Origin of the sequence: Campylobacter sp. MG1 (assembly GCF_026616895.1) — a bacterium.
GTDB lineage: Bacteria > Campylobacterota > Campylobacteria > Campylobacterales > Campylobacteraceae > Campylobacter_E.
In genome coordinates, this window is record NZ_JANYME010000007.1 from 48938 (window position 1) to 66298 (window position 17361).

Here is a 17361-nt window from a genome sequence, read left to right on the forward strand (position 1 = left end):
GTTTTTATTGAAAGATAATAGTTTTATTTATTTACAAATTCAAGTCGTTAATTAATTTTTGCATACCCTTGAATATTAAATTTTCTTCGATTATTGGATTATCAAAATATTTTTGTAAGATACTAGAATCTCCACCTGTTAGATATATAGTGTCATTGTTTGCATATAATTTTATGCTAGTTATTATGCTTGTAATAATTCCATAGCTAATTGCGTCTTTTGTGGTGTTTGGTAACGATTTTAAATTTATATCAGTGTTTAATGAGTATTCTAATCTAGGAGAAATATTTTTATAAGTATTTAAATATGCTTGAATACCAGGAAGAATAAATCCACCTAAATGTTTTCCATTACTCATTTTATCAACTGTAATCGCACTACCAGCATCAACAATAATACCTGTTTTTATATAATAGCAAGACGCTATTCTGTCGATTCCTAAGCCTTTATAATTACTATCAAGAATAAAATATGGCTCTAAATTTATAAAATTATTAGGAAATGAGTTGAAGTTGTTATTTACACTTATATAAAAGACTTTCTCTTTATAATTATTTAAATTAAAATCTTTTATTAAAATTCTTTGCGTGTGGTTATTATTATAAACACACGCAGTTGTATTGCCAATATCTATTAGGGTCATTGTAATTCATAGCTTTTATTGTTATAAAATAGAATGTTGTCTTTAAAGTAAGCACCTTTTTTAACTTTTCCATTTAGGTCATATACAGCTAATTCTTTTAAATTTTCATCTAGTTTTATCAAATATCCACCAAATTCTAATGCGTATAAATTTGAATTATAAAAATGCACTGCATTAAAATTTGCATATTTAAATTTAGTGCTTATCTTTTCTTTTAGTAAGTAGTCATATTTAATTATTCTACCATCGTTTGCTAATACATAAATGTCATTTTTGTTTGTAAAAACTTTTTTGATATTTAAAATTTTTATGTAGCTTTTATTATCTACTATTGTAAAGATTTTGCTAGAACTAGCAGCTACTAAACTATCTTTATTTGTATCAAAAAATATTATATTATTGAAAAAATCTTGAGTGCCCACATTTATGCTTTTAAAGAATGTGTTGTTATCATTATTAAAAATTAAAAGCTTACCATCTAAAGTAGGAACTATTATAAATTTACCATTAAATTGTGGATTTGCTAATTTTTTTATAATACCGTTAGCTTGACCATAATTTTGAGAAAATAGGTATTTTTTAGCTGATAAATCATAAATTATTACATTGTTTAGTGCATCAACCATAATCGCTTTATCATTGTTTATATCTATACTAACTATTTTTGCTGGGAATTTTTCATCATATATTATTTCATTATCTTTTAATCCTTTTAAAAAACCTAAGTTATTAGATATAAAAACTACTTCATCTTTTTTGTTTATTATTTCATAATTTTTAAATTTACTTAATAAACTGTCATCTTTAACTTTAATTTGTTTTAGCTCTTGTGTGTTTTTTGGTTCGTAGTATTGTTTAGAACTTGAACAAGCCATTAATAATATTGATAATGCTATTAGAGAATATTTTTTCATTTGTTGCCTTGATAGTGTTTTAAATTATTTGCGATTTTGTAAAAAGCAGAGTTGTTTGTTATAGAATTTAGCAATACATTTGCTTCTTCAATTTTATTATCTTTTAATAGTTCAAATGCATTTTCTAAAGTCTTTAAATCTTTTAAAAAGTATTTAGATTCCATAGTCCTTGCCTTGTATATATCTATTAGTAATAAATTTTCTTTATCTGGTTTAAATTCCGATAGTTCTTTAGAATATTTATCATCTAACAAAGTTGCAAAATATAAATTAGGATTTAATTCTTTTAATTCTTGTAATTTATTTTCATCTTTTTTTTCTAGTAATGATATGTAAAGATTATTAGCTTTGATTTTGTTATTTTCTTGTACTTTTTCGTAAATTGTATTTGCTATAAAATATACCACAACAGCTAATACTAAGAGTATTATAGTAATTTTATATTTTTTAATAAAACGCTCTACTTTTATACCTAATTCCGTAGCACTATATGAATTTTCTTCCACTTTTATTTCCTTTAATTTTATATTAAATTAAGCTACTAATTCTAACAAATTTTTGTAAATCTATATAAATTTAATCCTATATTAAATTTTTATTATATAATCAATTATAAAATTTCAGTCGCAAAAAGGTTAAATTATGATAATCAATGATGAATTATTAAAAAGATTAGAGAAATTATCATCTTTAAAATTAGATGATAAAGTAAGACAAGAATTAATTTGTGATTTTGATGATATATTGAAATTTGTTGATGTTTTGAATGAAATTGATACAAAAAATTTGAATTTAGAAATACAAAATTACACACCTTTAAGAGAAGATACACCTAAGAAAGCAGATGTTATAGATAATGTTTTACAAAATGCTCCATCTACAGTCGGACATTTTTTTTCAGTGCCTAAAATTATAGAATAACAGGAGAATATTATGTTGGATAATGAAAATTTTAACAATTCAAGAGAACAAATGTTAGAAATGAATCCGCTACTAACATTTATGAAAGCGGAAAATGCAAGTGACCTACACTTAATCCCAGGTAGAAAACCTTTACTTAGGATTCATGGTTTATTAAAAGATTTGGAATTTGATATATTAAACCAAACCATTATTAAAAATTCTTGCTACAGCATTATTTCAGATGCGCAAAAAGCAATCTTAGAAGAAGATAGAGAACTAGACTTCGCTTACGCAGTAGAGAGTGTAGGACGTTTTAGAGCAAACTATTATTATGTTGAAGAAGGAAAACTTGCAGCTGCTTTTCGTTTAATCCCTGAAAATGTACCAAGTCTTGATGATTTAAAAGCACCAGCAATTTTTAAGGAATTTATTAAAAAAGAAAAAGGATTAATTTTAGTTACAGGTCCGACAGGTTCAGGTAAGTCTACAACTCTTGCGGCTATGTTAAATGAGATTAACGAAACTGAAGGAAAGCATATTTTAACTATAGAACATCCAGTTGAATTTATGCATAAAAATAAAAAATCAGTTTTTTCATACAGGAACGTAGGGGTTGATACAAGAGATTTTAAAACTGCGTTAAAATATGCTTTAAGACAAGACCCTGATATTATATTAATCGGTGAGATGAGGGATAGAGAAACTATATCAGCGGCGATTACAGCGGCTGAAACAGGTCACTTAGTATTTGGAACCCTACATACAAACTCAGCTATGCAAACAATTAATCGTATCGTAGATAGTTTTAGTGGTGGAGAACAAGATCAAATTAGAAATATGTTATCGTTCTCTCTTCAAGCGGTAGTTGCACAAAGTTTAATACCTAAAAAAGGTGGTGGTCGTATAGCAATTCACGAAATTATGATTAATAATCTTGCTATAGCAAACCTTATTCGTGAAAATAAAAACCATCAAATTTATTCTCAAATGCAGCTAAACCAACAAGGTACAGGTATGAGAACTCAAACACAAAGTTTAGTTGAAGCAGTTCGTGGGGGATTAATTACTAGGGAACAAGCTTTAAGATATAGTACGCAATACAATGAGTTAGTGAACTTGATATGAGTAATGGCTTAATATTAGACTTTGTTATCATTGGCTTAACATTAATAATCGGTATAGGTGGAATTTTATCCGGACTTATTAAAGAGGGCTTTGGCTTAGCTGGTATTTTAATAGGTGTATATGTAAGTACTAGCAAGTCTAAAGTAGCAGGCGATTTAATAAATCAATATGTATATAAAACTGATAATGAGTTTTTATTAAATTTATTAGGTTTCATATCAGTTTTAGTTATAGTGTGGAGCGTTTTTATAATTTTAGGTAGAATAATTTCTAAATTAGCATCACTTAGTGGTTTAGGGATATTTGATAAAATTATGGGTTTTATTTTTTGCTCGGGTAAGATATTTATAGTTTTTTCTATAATAGCTTCTTGTATAAATGCAATGCCTTTTTTAAACGCAAAAACAGAAAAGATATTTAGTGATAGTAAAGTTTATCCTGTTTTAATATCGCTTGGAAATTCTATAGCAAATATTGAAATAGTTCAAAATGCTATAAAATCTAAACAAATAGATATAAATGAAGAAAGTAAAAAACAATTAATTATGAAAGAAGGAGAATAACAATGGTAAATATGGAAAATATGGAATACGATTTGCTACTAGAAGAGTTTAAAAAAGCTCTTAGACAAAGTAATTTAAAATATACTAAGCAAAGAGAAAGTTTATTAAAATTGCTTTATAACACTGAAGGGCATCATACTCCTGATGAATTATATGAGGCTTTAAAAGCTAGTGGAGATGATCAGAATGTAGGTATAGCTACAATTTATAGAACTTTAAATTTATTAGAAGAATCAGGAATGGTAACTTCAATATCATTTGGCGCAGCTGGTAAAAAATTTGAATTAGCTAATAAATCTCATCATGACCATATGATTTGTAAGTCTTGTAATAAGATTATTGAATTTAAAGATGATGTAATAGAACAAAAACAATTAAAAATTGCAAGAGAACACGGATTCAAATTATCAAGTCATTTAATGCAACTATACGGAATTTGTGCTGATTGCCAAGATAACAATAAAAGAAAATAAGAAAGGTAAAAATATGTTTGAAAACCCACTAGAACAGCAAAAAATTAGTAAAGCTAACGAGCTAAGGTCTTTAGGTATTAATCCTTATTCTCATTTTGTAACAAAACCGATGAGTATAAAAGAATTTAAAGATAAATATGATTTCATAAATGAACTTGAAGAAAAAAAAGCAGAAGAAATCTGTGAATTAATCGGTAGAATTAAATTTATGCGTGATGGTGGGAAAGCCGTTTTTGCGAACATTGAAGACTTTAGTGGCTCAATTCAGATTTATTTTAATAAAAGCACAATTGATGAAACTTGGTTTGATAATATTAAAAAACTCATAGAAGTAGGCGATATTATCAAAGTTCGTGGTTATGCTTTCGTAACAAAAAAAGGCGAATTTAGTATTCATGTAGATAAATTAGATTTAGTTACTAAAAGTATTTGCGTATTACCTGAAAAATTTCACGGCTTAGTGGATATGGAAAGCCGCTATAGACAAAGATATCTTGATATGATTATGAATGCTGAAATTAGACAAGATTTTGTTAATAGAAGTAAGATTGTTTCATTTGTTAGAAGATATTTTGAAAATCTAGGATTTTTAGAAGTTGAAACTCCTATGATGCACGAAATTGCAGGCGGAGCTAACGCAAGACCATTCATTACCCATCATAATACTTTAGGTGTTGATAGATTTTTAAGAATTGCACCTGAACTTTACTTAAAACGCTTAATAGTTGGTGGTTTTGAAGCTGTATTTGAATTAAATCGTTGCTTTAGAAACGAAGGAATGGACCTTACTCACAATCCTGAGTTTAGCACGATTGAGTTTTATTGGGCTTATCATAATTATAAGGATTTAATGAATTTGACTGAAGATTTATTAAGCAAATTAATAGCTCACTTAGGACTTAGCACTACTATTACATACGATGATAAGCAAATAGATTTTAGCACTCCATTTGCAAAAATTCCATATAAAGATGCCTTAGTTCAAATAGGTGGTATTGATGCTACTATAGTAAATGATAAAGCTGCAATTTTAAAGAAATTAAAGGCTGATGGATTTGAAGCAAATGAAAAATTAGATTTAGGACATTTACAAGCAGAATTATTTGATAATTATGTAGAAGACAAGCTTATAAATCCTACATTTATTACGGATTTTCCAGTATCAATTAGTCCATTAAGTAGAAGAAGTGATGAAAATCCTGAAATAGCTGAGAGATTTGAATTATTTATAGCTGGAAAAGAACTAGCAAATGGATTTAACGAATTAAATGACCCACTTGATCAATACGAAAGATTTTTGGCTCAAGTAGAAGCTAAAAAAGCTGGAAATGACGAAGCATGCGAAATGGATGAAGATTTCGTAAATGCGTTAGGGTTTGGTATGGCACCAACTGCAGGTGAGGGCATAGGAATTGATAGACTTGTTATGATGCTAACTAACAAAAAATCAATCAAAGATGTAATATTATTCCCTGCTATGCGTCCTAAAAAGGATTGATAATTTCAATTTGTGAATGATTACTAGCGAGAATTTATATAAAAAAAAAGGGGTTAAGATGATATTTGATACAGAAATTAATGAAATTATAAAAGAAGAATTTAAAAGACAAAATGAGAATTTAGAAATGATTGCTAGTGAGAATTTCACTTTTCCTGAAGTTATGGTGGCTACAGGTAGTATTCTTACAAATAAATACGCAGAAGGCTATCCATCAAAAAGATATTATGGTGGTTGTGAAATCGTTGATAAAGCAGAAGTTTTAGCAATTGAGCGTTGTAAAAAATTATTTAATTGTAATTACGCAAATGTTCAACCCCATTCAGGCTCACAAGCAAATCAAGGTGCATACGCAGCATTATTAAATCCAGGAGATATTATTTTAGGAATGGATTTAAGTGCAGGTGGGCATTTAACTCACGGCTCAAAGGTAAATGCAAGTGGCAAAGTATATACTAGCTATAGCTACGGAGTAGATGAAAATGGTTATTTAAATTATGATGAAATTGAAAAAATTGCCCTAGAAGTAAAACCAAAATTAATAGTTTGTGGTGCTAGTGCTTATGCTAGAATAATTGATTTTGAAAGATTTCGTAAAATTGCTGATAAAGTAGGAGCATTTTTATTAGCTGATATTGCACATATTGCCGGTCTTGTAGTAGCTAATCTTCACCCAAGTCCATTTCCACACGCTCACATAGTAACTTCAACAACTCATAAAACTCTAAGAGGGCCAAGAGGTGGGATAATAATGACTAATGATGAAGAACTTGCAAAAAAAATAAATTCAGCAATCTTTCCTAACCTTCAAGGTGGTCCATTAATGCATATTATTGCAGCAAAAGCAGTTGGATTTAAATATAATCTTGATGAAAGTTGGAAAACATACGCTAATCAAGTTATAAAAAATTGCAAGGTATTAGCCGATGAATTGCTAAAAGAAGGATTTAAATTAGTAAGTGGTGGAACTGACAATCACTTGTTGTTAATGGATTTTAGTGATTGTGAATTTAGTGGAAAAGATGCTCAAATAGCATTAGAAAAAGCAGGTATTACAGCTAATAAAAATAGCGTTCCTAACGAAAAGCGTTCTCCTTTTATTACAAGTGGATTAAGACTTGGCACTGCTGCACTTAGTGCTCGTGGTATGAAAGAAGAAGAAATGAAAGTAATAGCACAGACAATAAGCCTAGTGCTAAAGAATTTAAATAACGATGAAATTATAAAAAAAGCAAAAGAAACTACGCTAAAATTAAGCGAAAATTTTCCTTTGTATGAAAGTTTAAAATGCTAACTAGTAATGACTTAGCTTTAATTAAAATGATAAATTCTCATTATTTTATAAAAAGGGATACCATTGTAAACAAAATTGAATTCAATGGTAGAATGTTTTTTAATAAATTTGAAAAAATTAATGAATTTTTGTCATTACAATTAATAAATAAGCATTTAGAAAGTAAAATTATAATAGCACATAATTTAATCAATGCACAAGATAAAGTAGAAAATATTGTGTTTGATTATAATGGTTTTAATACTGAAAAATTTTGGCATAGAGCACAATTATTATTAAGAGAAGAAGGTTTTATTAATTTTACAGCTTATAAGAGTAAAACACCAGGACACCTTCATTTATATGTTCATAAAGGACATACATCTTTTATTGAGGGCTGTGGTCTAGCTAATAAATTAAGTGCGATGTTAGCTCAAAAAATGCCTATGGAATGGAGAATGTTTCCAACTTTAGATTTACCTAGAGAATATAACATTTTAGCATTACCTTATGAAATTTATCAAAAAGAGCGTGGAGCATCTTGGTCAAAACATATGTAAAGGATTTGAAATGCAAGAACAAAAGTTTGAAGATTTAGTAATTGATAATAATAGTAAAAAAAATAAACAAAAACAGATTATTTTTAGATTTATTGTGTTTTTAATATTTATTTTAGTATTTGGTATTATTTATAAGATTATTTTTGGTGTATCGCCAGATAAAGAATTGCCAGTTGTTGATAATATTGAAAAACAACCAATAAAAGAAGAATTTGAAGAATTAAAAGCAAAAAACAATGAAAGTTTTGATGATTTTAACACTACTATTCAAAGATTGAAAAATGAGAATTCAGTAGTAGAGATGGATGAGAAGAAATCACAAGAAGTACAGAATATAGTTAATGAGATTAATACGGTAAATGAAAGCATTGTAGAAGAACCTGTAAAAGTAGTAAATGAAGTAAAAAATGCTGTAAATGATGAGAAAAAAGATAAAACACCTGTAAAAAAGGTAGTAGAAGAGAAAAAATCTAATGTTAAAAAATTAAAAGAGACTTCGGTTTTTGATACAATAGATGTTGTAAAACCTAATAATGAATCAAAGAAAATTGAAAAAACAAATAAACCATCTACTAGTTCAAGTGGAAGTTATGTTCAAGTTTATGCTAGTAAAAATATTGATTTAAAATCTCATGAAATTAAAAAATTAGATAGTTTAGGGTTGCAATATAAAGTAGTTACCGATGATAAGGGTATGAGTAGAGTTATCGTAGGACCTTATTCTAATAGTGAAAAGGCAAATGCTTTAAAATTTATTCGTGAAAAAGTAAGAAAAGATGCCTTTTATTATCAAGCAAGATAAATTTGGAGTGATAGGAAATCCTATCGCTCACTCAAAATCTCCTATAATTCATAATCTATGGTATGAAAGATTAAATATAAATGCTAATTATGAGAAAATTTTAGTAGAAAATCCAAATGATTTAAAAAACACAATTTTAAAATATAAAGGTGTTAATGTAACTTTGCCTTATAAAGAAGAAGTTGCAATACTAGCAAATTATAAAGATGAAGGCGTTATAAACACAAAAGCAGCAAATACTATAATAAATGATAATGGAATTTTAAAAGCTTATAATACTGATATATTTGGCTTTTATGAACCTATAAAAAATTACAAAATAAACAATGCCTTAGTAATAGGAGCTGGTGGGGCTGCTAGGGCTGTTTATTATTCTTTAGCAAAAAATAATATAAAAACTAAAGTAATTAATAGAAGTAAAAAAGATGATTTTTTATGCGAAGTTCATACGACATTAGATAAATTTGAATTTGATTTAATTATAAACTCAACAAGCGCAAGTTTAAAAAATCTACTACCTTTAGAAGAAAATCTTTTAGAAAAACTAGCAAAAAATACAAAAATTGCTTATGATTTAGCATATAATCACGATATATTTTTAGATTTTTGTAAGTTAAAAAATCCAAATATTATTACTCAAGATGGACTTGATATGCTTATTTTTCAAGCAGCCCTTGCTTTTGAGTATTTTTGCGGAATTTATCCTAACGAAGATTTAATAAATGAAGCAAGAGAACTTATTAAATAAGAGTATAAAAGGACTAAAGTCATATATTTTTGGCTATGAAAACGAACAAAAAGCTAAAAAATACTTAGAAAAAAATAATTTCAAAATAATTAAAACAAATTATAAAACCAAATTTGGAGAAATTGACATAATCGCTTTAAAGGATAAAACCTTGCATTTTATTGAAGTAAAATCAAGCAAAAATTATGAAAGTGAATATTATTTAACACCAAAAAAATTAGAAAGAATTATAAAATCTATTTATATTTTTAATGAAAATTTTAAAGAATACGATATTTATAATTACTGCATAGACTTAATATCTATAAATAACAGTCAAATTAATTTTATAGAAAATATAAGCTAGTCTATGTAAATGTACTTATTTTATAAAAAATCTAAATCCTAAATCAATTAAAACAAGCACAATTAAAACAGTAATTAATACATTTAAAGTAGTGTTATTTTTAGGTTTTAACTCGCTTTTTGCTTTGTCTATTTTATTGATTTTATCATTTAATTGATGTTCAAATCTTATTTGCTCATCGGTTAGTTTTTTGATTTGTTCTTTTAATTCTTGATTTCTTGTCTTTAGCAAATCTTTTAACTCGTTTTCTAATTCGCTTATATTGTTAGTATCTATTTTTACTAATTCTTTGCTTTGTGTTTTATTTTCTGACATTTTTACCTCCTGTTTTTTTATATTATCAAAACTTGCTAACTTTATTAAATTCTAAACAATGAAAATTATCGCTAAAGCCAAAAAATAGATATTTAATGGCATTTGCGTATTTAATATCGCTAAATTCATCTACTCCAAATTCCATCAAAGCTCTTGATTGTTTTTTAAAGCTATGTTTTAGATTAAGTTTATCAAAATAAAAGCACAATTCATCATAATTTACATTCCAAGTAATATCACAATTTGCAAATAATTCTTCTAAATTAGCGTTAAATGGGTCAATTAATTGATGATTTTTAAATATTCTTAAACTAAACTCATCATTTAAATATGTAGAAAAATAATCAAATGTTAAAAAATAAAATTCCTTACACTTCTTATCTAAAGCACTTAAAAAATCATATATCATAGGAGAAAATTCCAAGCGTTTTTCAAGTTTATCTTGTAAATATTCATAACTATTTTTATGCTCTTTAAAGATTATTTTGCCATTTTCAACGAAGCCAAATTTATGATTATCATAAAGCTCACAAGCAAAAGCGTCAAATAATTCATTTGCGATAAAAAAGGCATTATCACTACTAAAATCATCAAAATAATAATGTTTAAATTCCACATTCAAATTCTTTTTTTGTAAAGCCCTTAGATTGTCGTGTGGCTCTATGATTTTTACATTAATTTGCTTATAAATTTCAGGGCGTTTATCTTTTAAATATGTTAAAAAATCTTTTAATAAATACCCTTCATTTGCACCGATTTCTACTATATCAATAGGTAGTTTTAAAATCTTTTCATCAACTAAAAAAATAAATCTTTTAGCACACAAAAAGCCAAAAAGCTCTCCAACGCTAACAGCTGTATAAAAATCCCCATCTTTACCAACTTTTACACCTTTTTTATAATACTCTTTACTCCAAGTATCAAAATATTTGCTAAAAATCAATTAAAAGCCTTTGCGTTGAATTTATTTACAAAATCAAGTGGGTCAACACTAACGCCTTTTATAGCAATTCCAAAATGAAGATGAGGCCCACTAACCCTGCCAGTATCTCCACTAAGTCCTATAATATCTGATTGTTTTACAAAATCACCCACTTTTACATTAATCTTGCTTAAATGATAATATTGCGAATAAATTCCGTATCCATGATCAATCACAACGCTACCACCTGAATAATATCTATCTTTTGCAATAACTACTACTCCATCATTACTAGCTGGAATGCTAACTCCAATTGCTGCTCTAAAATCAGTGCCTGAATGATAACTCTTAAGAGTGTTTTCAAACACCCTAGCACTTCCAAAAGGGCTTGTAATAACGCTATCTAAAGGGATTATGAAAGGCTTATTAATATATACTTTTTCGGTGCTTTTTGCATAGATTTTCACTGCTTCATCGTATTCTTTAGCAATTCTTTCTTGAAGCTTTTTGTTTGGCTTAATAATTGATGGCTTTGCAAGTTTAATTTGCTCTTTTTTATATTCTCCTTCAAGCACTTTAAGGCTATATTCTTGATTATCTAAAGTAATATTTAAAGTTTTACCACTTGAGCGATAATTTGGGGCTAAAATTAATAAGGTTTTATTATTTATCGGATATTTTGTGTAAGTGATTTCACTTTTACTAATTATTGGATTTTGAATGCTAATATCAACTTTACCATTTATTAGATTATTTGATAGCAAAAATGTTGTAAAAAATGAGATAAAAAATAATTTTTTCATAAAATTCCTTAGTAATTTAATATAGAAAAGATTAGCAAAATAGCATAAATATTGAGTTTTTGCCACTTTTTGATTATCATTATCTTATATATTTTATTTTATTTTAAGTTTTAGGGACTACAATCATTTTTGAAAACGAAAGGATTTTTAATGGATAAAGCTAAGGTTTTAAGTGAAGTTTTAGAATACATTACAATCACTCATCACACAAGTGGTAGATTAAGACTTGATATATCTAGCAAGATAAGAGAATTAAAAGACTTAGAAAGCTACAACATTGATGAAGTTTTTAATCTAAAAGGGATTAATGAAGTTAAAGTTAATAAAATCTTAGGCAAGGTTACTATTTTATATGATGATAAAATCATATCAAAACAAAGCCTTGATAATTTAATCAATGCAAAAAACATTGATGAGATTAACCTAGCTTTAAAGGAGCTTAACATTGCTTGAGCTAAGATTTGAAAACCAAGAGTTTTTGCAAGAACTAGAAAACAGCGATATAAGAAGAGCTTTTGAGCTAGATTTAACTAGCATAAAATTATATGAGTATTATGCTAATTGCTTTAATGATGGTATTTTAAAAGATATTTTAAATGCAAAAAAGCAATTAAATCAATTATTAATTAGCGATAATAATGCTTTATTGGTTGAGTGCAGTTTAAATGATGCTTATTTGCTACTTTTAGCAAAAGAATTTGAAATCGTTCAAGCTTATAAAATAGCGGCTAATGTTTGCAAAGATGAAAAGCTAAAAGACCTTATTTTTAGACTTTGGGCTAGTTCGGTTAATGAGTATCAGGTGGCTTTAAGAAAAAGCCTTGCGACTAATGAATTTAATGTAGATTCTTTAGTTAGTAATTTTTTAAAAGATATTTTAAAATAAAGGAAGATTATCATGCCAATTCCATTCATATTAGGTGCAGCATTAGGCGTAGCTGCAGTAACAATTTATAATAAAAAAGATAGTATTAAAAAAAGTATAAGTGAGTTTAATTCTCAAGATTTTGCAAAAAGTGCAGGAAAAATGACAGAAAATGCAATTTTAAAAATCTCAAAACTTAAACCTTGTTGCAAATGCGAGAAAGAAGTAGCTAAAAAAAGCTCTAAGAAGTAAAAATTATGCTTACATCAAGTAGGGTTCCGAGTGATCATTTATTAAGCTCTAGTCTTAATAATTTTTTTACAACTCAAGATTTAAAAGCAAGTTTAAAGGTAGGAGTTACTAGTTATTTTGCAATTAAAACAAGCAATGATATAGCTAGGAAAGATTATAAAAACGCAATAGTTTCTGGAATTAGTGGAATTTTAATTAATCAATTTTTAGGAGAAAATAAAATGACAAATAATAATAATCCATATTTAAACAATAATCAAAATTATAATGTTAATCAAGGATATAATAATCAAAATTATTCTTATAATCCATATTTAAATAATGTTTCAAACAATAATTTAAATAATACTGCAAACAACAATCAAAATACAGGCTTTTTAAGTTCGCTAACAACTCAAGGAACAGGGCTTTTTGGCTCTCCTTTAGTAAAAGGAATTTTAATTGGTGCTGCGGTTACTTATTTATTAAGCAATAAAGATGCAAAAGATACTTTAGCAAAAGGTGTTGCAAAAATTCAAAGTTTTGCTAGTGCTGCTATTGAAGAATTTAAAGAGCAAGTAGAAGATGCAAAAGCTTCAATGCAAGAATAATTGTAAGGTTATTCATCACTCTAAAAATCGTCTTAGAATTAGGCTAAATACGCTTAATAATCTAAGCGATAATCATTTATTAGTAAGTGAGTTTAATCTTAATTTTTCTGGTGTTTTTGTAAGTGTTAATAATGCTTCAAAAAGCTTAGTTTTTACAAGTTCAAAAGAAATTGATAATAATTTAGCTCAAAAAATATTAGATTTTTTTAGCACTTATGAAATTAAGCAATTAAAAAAAGCAAAAGAAACTCCAAGTAAGGCTATGATTTATTCATCTATTTTAGCTTTAGCAAATAGCTATAAAACAAGCCCTATTTATGATGGTTTTGTTTCTAGCGCAACTGCATTGCCTTTATTAAAAGAAGGAACTTTAGAACTTATTGAAAATGGCTTAACTTCAAAAGTATTAGAAGCAGCAGCAGTAGGAGTTTCTTTATATAGAAAAGATTATAAGGCAGCAAATAGCACTAATTTAATGCTAAATATTGGCGAATATATTGAAGAAAGCGTAGTGGCAAAAAGTGATGATTTGATAAAAGAACTAGCAAAACCACAAATAACTCACGCTTGGGTAGAAGTTAATCAAGAGCTTGTTAAAAAAAGTGCGAAAGATTTGGTAGTAGGGGATATTGTAGTGGTATCTCAAGGAGATAATATAGCAGTTGATGGTTATATTGTTGATGGGATTGCTAGTATTAATCAAGTTTCTATGACAGGAGAAGCCCAAGCAGTTACTAAAAGTCGTGGAGATAGGGTTTTAAGTGGAACCGTGGTAGTTGAAGGTCGTATTAAAATATGGGCTGAAAGTGTTGGAGAAAATACGTCAACGGCTAAGATTTTACATTATATGAAAGATTGCTTAGAAGAAAAATCAAAAATAGGGCAAAAAGCTTATAAATTAGCAGATAGTTTAGTGCCTGTTACTTTAGGACTTGCTGGACTTGCATATTTATATAAAGGAAGTGCAGCGATGGCTAGTGTGCTTCAGGCTGATTATTCTTGTGCTTTAAAACTAGCAACTCCTGTGGCATTTAAAAGTGCTATTTCTTATGCAGGAAGAAGACAGATATTGCTTAAAGGTAGCACTGCTTTAGAGAATTTAAGCTCGGTTGATACTTTTGTATTTGATAAAACAGGTACATTAACTTATGGAGATTTAAAAGTTGAAAGCGTTCATGTGTTTAGCCCAAAATATGATGAAAAATCATTGTTAAATTTAAGTGCAAGTGCTGAAGAGCATTATTTTCACCCTGTTGCAGAAGCTATAGTAAAGGCTGCTAAAGAGCGTGAATTTTCTCATATTAATCACGGAGAAGTGGAATTTATAGTAGCACACGGCGTTAAAACTAGTATTGATAATGAAGAAGTAATAATTGGCTCAAGGCACTTTTTAGAAGATGATGAAGGTGTTGATTTTTCTAGGGCTAATGCAAATATTAAAGAACTTTTAGCTAAAGGACTAACTCTTTTATATGTAGCAAAATCTAAAGAATTATTAGGTGTAATTGCTATGAAAGATGAAATTAGAAGTAATGTTAAAGAAATTTTAACAAAGCTTAAGCAAAACGGCGTAAAAGAATTAGTAATGCTAACAGGCGATATTGAAAGTAGGGCTTTAGAAGTTGCAAAAGAACTTGGGATTGATAAGGTTTATGCAGAGCTTTTACCACAAGATAAAGCAAATATTTTAGCTAGTTTAAAAGCTCAAGGCAAAAAAGTAGCCTTTATAGGCGATGGTATAAATGACGCTCCGTCGTTAGTCCAAGCTGATGTTGGAATTTCTATGCAAAAAGGTGCTGATTTAGCAAAAGCTAGTGCTGATATTGGATTACTAAGAGATGATTTTGCTTGTATTTTAGAAGCAAAAGTTATAGCTAATGAAACTATGAAAAAAATTGATAAAAACTTTAGCACAACGGTATGGGTTAATTCATTCATATTAGGTGCTGCAACACTTGGTTTATTAAGCCCGGCAGCTACTGCATTTGCTCATAATGGCACAACTATTGGCTTATTAGCAAGTGCTGTAAAACATAAAAGATTATTTAATTAGGTAAAACTAATTAAATAATTTAAAATTAAATTAGTTTTTATTTTATCATTTTAAATTTATCTTACTGAGTATTAACTTATCATCTATAATATTTACGGAACTTAAACTAATTTTTACTCCTTGATACAAAGCTCTAAAATCCCTATAAATACAAGGGATTTTAAGTTTTAGCTATCAATACAAAATATTAAAATTTTCAATTTTTATATAACTTTAAGCTTAATTTTCAAATTTTATGCTAACATACTCCTACATTTTACAAAATAAAAGGAGAAAAAATGAAATTAGTTAAATTAAGTTTAGCTGCTGTTGTAGCTGCAGGTTCTTTTTCTTTTGCTAACGCTGTTGCATTAGATGAAGCTATTCAAAATGTTGATTTATCAGGTTACTTAAGATATAGATATGATTCTAAAACAACAAAAAGAGGTGATGCTAAAGTTCGTAACGATGCTCAAGTACATAAATATAAAGCAAAATTAAATTTTGCAGCTGACATTGCTGATAATTTTAAAGCTAATGTTGGTTTATTATATGGTGAGACAGGAGAACGCTCATGGAAGAATACAAAAGATGATGAAGCAAGAGCTAATGTAGGTGAAGGATTTGCAGTTCAAGAAGCATACCTAAGCTATACAAATTTTGATACAACTTTCCAATTCGGTAGATTATTAGTAGGTTCAATCTGGACTGATGATTTATATGCTAACGGATTAAAAGTATTAAACAATAGCGTTGAAGGTTTAACTTTAGCTGCTTATGTATTTGATAACTATAGTGATGATGAGGATTTTGTATTTAACGATGACAAATATAAAGATATAAGAGATAATAATATCTATGGTATCGCTGCAATCGGTAGCTTTGCTCCAGTTGATGCACAACTATGGGTAGCTTATATGAATAAAGTTGGAACATTCTATGCTTTAGATTTAGCAGCTAACTTAGGTGATAAAGATGATTTTGCTTATAGAATTCACGCTCAATATGCTGGTAATAGCTTGAAAGGTGATTTAAAAGACTCATTGGGCGCAGCTAACGGTAATTTCTATGGTATCGAAGCTGGTTTTGATGCATTTGGTGCTGACTTCAATGTAGGTTATATCGGATATGGTAAAAAAGGTAAATTATCTGTAAGCTCTATTGAAGACCAAGGTCAATTAATGACAGCTGGTGAAGTTGCAATGGATTATAAAAATACTAAATATACAGCTAGTGTAGGTAAAAAAGATTTCGTATTCGGAACACTTGGCTATACTTATGCTGATGTAAGATTTGGTGTAGATTTAGTTTATGGTACAAATAATAATGATAAAGATGTTAAAGAAAAATATTTTGAAGTTGTTCCAAGATTATCATATAAATATAGTGATAAGTTAAGTTTCTCATCATTCTATTCTTATACAACGATCAAAAATTTTGATTGGAAAGATGGTGATAAAGAGAAAGTTAAAAAAATCAGACTTGAAGCAAAATATACATTCTAATTATTATGCTAGGCTTATGCCTAGCATTTATTCTAATCAAACTAATAAATTTAAATTTTTAATGTAAGTCATTAGCCATTATCTTAGTAGTTGTTGTAAATTTATAAAAAATAATAAAAATAATCCATTTTAACAATGCTTTTAATATCTATAAATTTTATTATTTGGTACTTATATTTATTTTCAATATTATCAATTTTCATTATTTTTTTAATTTTTTTACTAATTT

General features: G+C 27.7%; 22 protein-coding genes. 16 read left to right on the forward strand and 6 right to left on the reverse strand.

Annotation, left to right across the window (positions count from 1 at the left end; all coding sequences use genetic code 11):
- Positions 1 to 31: 31 nt before the first annotated feature.
- Genes NY022_RS06960 through NY022_RS06970 form a run of 3 tightly spaced genes read right to left on the reverse strand, consistent with a single transcriptional unit; the run spans position 32 to position 2063 of the window.
- The gene (locus NY022_RS06960) at positions 32 to 643 is read right to left on the reverse strand and encodes a type III pantothenate kinase (RefSeq protein WP_267524723.1); all 612 of its coding nucleotides are present in this window, start codon (positions 641 to 643) and stop codon (positions 32 to 34) included.
- On the reverse strand, positions 640 to 1557 hold the full coding sequence (locus tag NY022_RS06965; protein WP_267524725.1) for a hypothetical protein: 918 nt from the start codon (positions 1555 to 1557) through the stop codon (positions 640 to 642). The genes NY022_RS06960 and NY022_RS06965 overlap by 4 nt, the downstream gene beginning before the upstream one ends.
- A complete protein-coding gene (locus tag NY022_RS06970) occupies positions 1554 to 2063 on the reverse strand; it encodes a hypothetical protein (RefSeq protein WP_267524727.1) in 510 nt (169 codons plus the stop codon). Before NY022_RS06970 ends, NY022_RS06965 begins: the two co-directional genes overlap by 4 nt.
- 136 nt (positions 2064 to 2199) lie before the next feature.
- On the opposite strand from NY022_RS06970, the gene gatC reads away from it, so the two are divergent.
- Genes gatC through NY022_RS07020 form a run of 10 tightly spaced genes read left to right on the forward strand, consistent with a single transcriptional unit; the run spans position 2200 to position 9848 of the window.
- Positions 2200 to 2478, forward strand: coding sequence for an Asp-tRNA(Asn)/Glu-tRNA(Gln) amidotransferase subunit GatC (gene gatC / locus NY022_RS06975; protein ID WP_267524728.1), 279 nt, complete (start codon positions 2200 to 2202; stop codon positions 2476 to 2478).
- A gap of 51 nt (positions 2479 to 2529) precedes the next feature.
- Positions 2530 to 3585: a type IV pilus twitching motility protein PilT gene (locus tag NY022_RS06980; protein ID WP_324287471.1), complete on the forward strand. Its 1056-nt coding sequence runs from the start codon at positions 2530 to 2532 to the stop codon at positions 3583 to 3585.
- Entirely contained in the window at positions 3582 to 4148 is a 567-nt protein-coding gene (locus tag NY022_RS06985) for a CvpA family protein (RefSeq protein ID WP_267524730.1), read from the forward strand. The genes NY022_RS06980 and NY022_RS06985 overlap by 4 nt, the downstream gene beginning before the upstream one ends.
- A gap of 2 nt (positions 4149 to 4150) precedes the next feature.
- Positions 4151 to 4621, forward strand: a complete 471-nt coding sequence (locus tag NY022_RS06990) for a Fur family transcriptional regulator (RefSeq protein WP_267524733.1) — start codon at positions 4151 to 4153, stop codon at positions 4619 to 4621.
- A 13-nt stretch (positions 4622 to 4634) separates the two neighbouring features.
- Positions 4635 to 6119 (forward strand): lysine--tRNA ligase, encoded by a 1485-nt coding sequence (gene lysS / locus NY022_RS06995; RefSeq protein ID WP_267524735.1) that lies wholly within the window; start codon positions 4635 to 4637, stop codon positions 6117 to 6119.
- A gap of 58 nt (positions 6120 to 6177) precedes the next feature.
- On the forward strand, positions 6178 to 7413 hold the full coding sequence (gene glyA / locus NY022_RS07000; RefSeq protein ID WP_267524737.1) for a serine hydroxymethyltransferase: 1236 nt from the start codon (positions 6178 to 6180) through the stop codon (positions 7411 to 7413).
- On the forward strand, positions 7407 to 7952 hold the full coding sequence (locus NY022_RS07005) for a DUF1882 domain-containing protein (protein WP_267524739.1): 546 nt from the start codon (positions 7407 to 7409) through the stop codon (positions 7950 to 7952). The genes glyA and NY022_RS07005 overlap by 7 nt, the downstream gene beginning before the upstream one ends.
- Before the next feature lie 10 nt (positions 7953 to 7962).
- Positions 7963 to 8754 (forward strand): SPOR domain-containing protein, encoded by a 792-nt coding sequence (locus NY022_RS07010; protein WP_267524741.1) that lies wholly within the window; start codon positions 7963 to 7965, stop codon positions 8752 to 8754.
- Positions 8729 to 9502: a shikimate dehydrogenase gene (locus tag NY022_RS07015; protein WP_267524743.1), complete on the forward strand. Its 774-nt coding sequence runs from the start codon at positions 8729 to 8731 to the stop codon at positions 9500 to 9502. Before NY022_RS07010 ends, NY022_RS07015 begins: the two co-directional genes overlap by 26 nt.
- Positions 9477 to 9848 (forward strand): YraN family protein, encoded by a 372-nt coding sequence (locus tag NY022_RS07020; RefSeq protein ID WP_267524745.1) that lies wholly within the window; start codon positions 9477 to 9479, stop codon positions 9846 to 9848. Before NY022_RS07015 ends, NY022_RS07020 begins: the two co-directional genes overlap by 26 nt.
- Positions 9849 to 9863: 15 nt before the next feature.
- On the opposite strand, the gene NY022_RS07025 is transcribed toward NY022_RS07020, so the two are convergent.
- From NY022_RS07025 to NY022_RS07035, 3 genes are read right to left on the reverse strand one after another with little or no spacing between them, the layout of a single operon-like run.
- Positions 9864 to 10163 (reverse strand): hypothetical protein, encoded by a 300-nt coding sequence (locus tag NY022_RS07025; protein WP_267524746.1) that lies wholly within the window; start codon positions 10161 to 10163, stop codon positions 9864 to 9866.
- Between the two features lie 25 nt (positions 10164 to 10188).
- A complete protein-coding gene (locus tag NY022_RS07030) occupies positions 10189 to 11106 on the reverse strand; it encodes an SAM-dependent methyltransferase (protein ID WP_267524748.1) in 918 nt (305 codons plus the stop codon).
- Positions 11103 to 11888: a M23 family metallopeptidase gene (locus tag NY022_RS07035; protein ID WP_214117815.1), complete on the reverse strand. Its 786-nt coding sequence runs from the start codon at positions 11886 to 11888 to the stop codon at positions 11103 to 11105. The genes NY022_RS07030 and NY022_RS07035 overlap by 4 nt, the downstream gene beginning before the upstream one ends.
- A 150-nt stretch (positions 11889 to 12038) precedes the next feature.
- On the opposite strand from NY022_RS07035, the gene NY022_RS07040 reads away from it, so the two are divergent.
- The 6 genes from NY022_RS07040 to NY022_RS07065 all read left to right on the forward strand — a co-directional run bounded on the left by NY022_RS07040 (position 12039) and on the right by NY022_RS07065 (position 17132).
- Entirely contained in the window at positions 12039 to 12341 is a 303-nt protein-coding gene (locus NY022_RS07040; protein WP_214117814.1) for an HMA2 domain-containing protein, read from the forward strand.
- Positions 12334 to 12774 (forward strand): hypothetical protein, encoded by a 441-nt coding sequence (locus NY022_RS07045; RefSeq protein WP_214117813.1) that lies wholly within the window; start codon positions 12334 to 12336, stop codon positions 12772 to 12774. The genes NY022_RS07040 and NY022_RS07045 overlap by 8 nt, the downstream gene beginning before the upstream one ends.
- Positions 12775 to 12786: 12 nt before the next feature.
- On the forward strand, positions 12787 to 13005 hold the full coding sequence (locus NY022_RS07050) for a hypothetical protein (protein WP_214117812.1): 219 nt from the start codon (positions 12787 to 12789) through the stop codon (positions 13003 to 13005).
- Between the two features lie 5 nt (positions 13006 to 13010).
- Positions 13011 to 13595 carry a YtxH domain-containing protein gene (locus tag NY022_RS07055; protein ID WP_214119511.1) on the forward strand — a complete coding sequence of 195 codons (585 nt, stop codon included), beginning with the start codon at positions 13011 to 13013 and terminating at the stop codon, positions 13593 to 13595.
- Entirely contained in the window at positions 13570 to 15648 is a 2079-nt protein-coding gene (locus NY022_RS07060; protein ID WP_267524752.1) for a heavy metal translocating P-type ATPase, read from the forward strand. Before NY022_RS07055 ends, NY022_RS07060 begins: the two co-directional genes overlap by 26 nt.
- A gap of 278 nt (positions 15649 to 15926) precedes the next feature.
- Entirely contained in the window at positions 15927 to 17132 is a 1206-nt protein-coding gene (locus NY022_RS07065; protein WP_267524754.1) for a major outer membrane protein, read from the forward strand.
- Positions 17133 to 17361 lie beyond the last annotated feature (229 nt).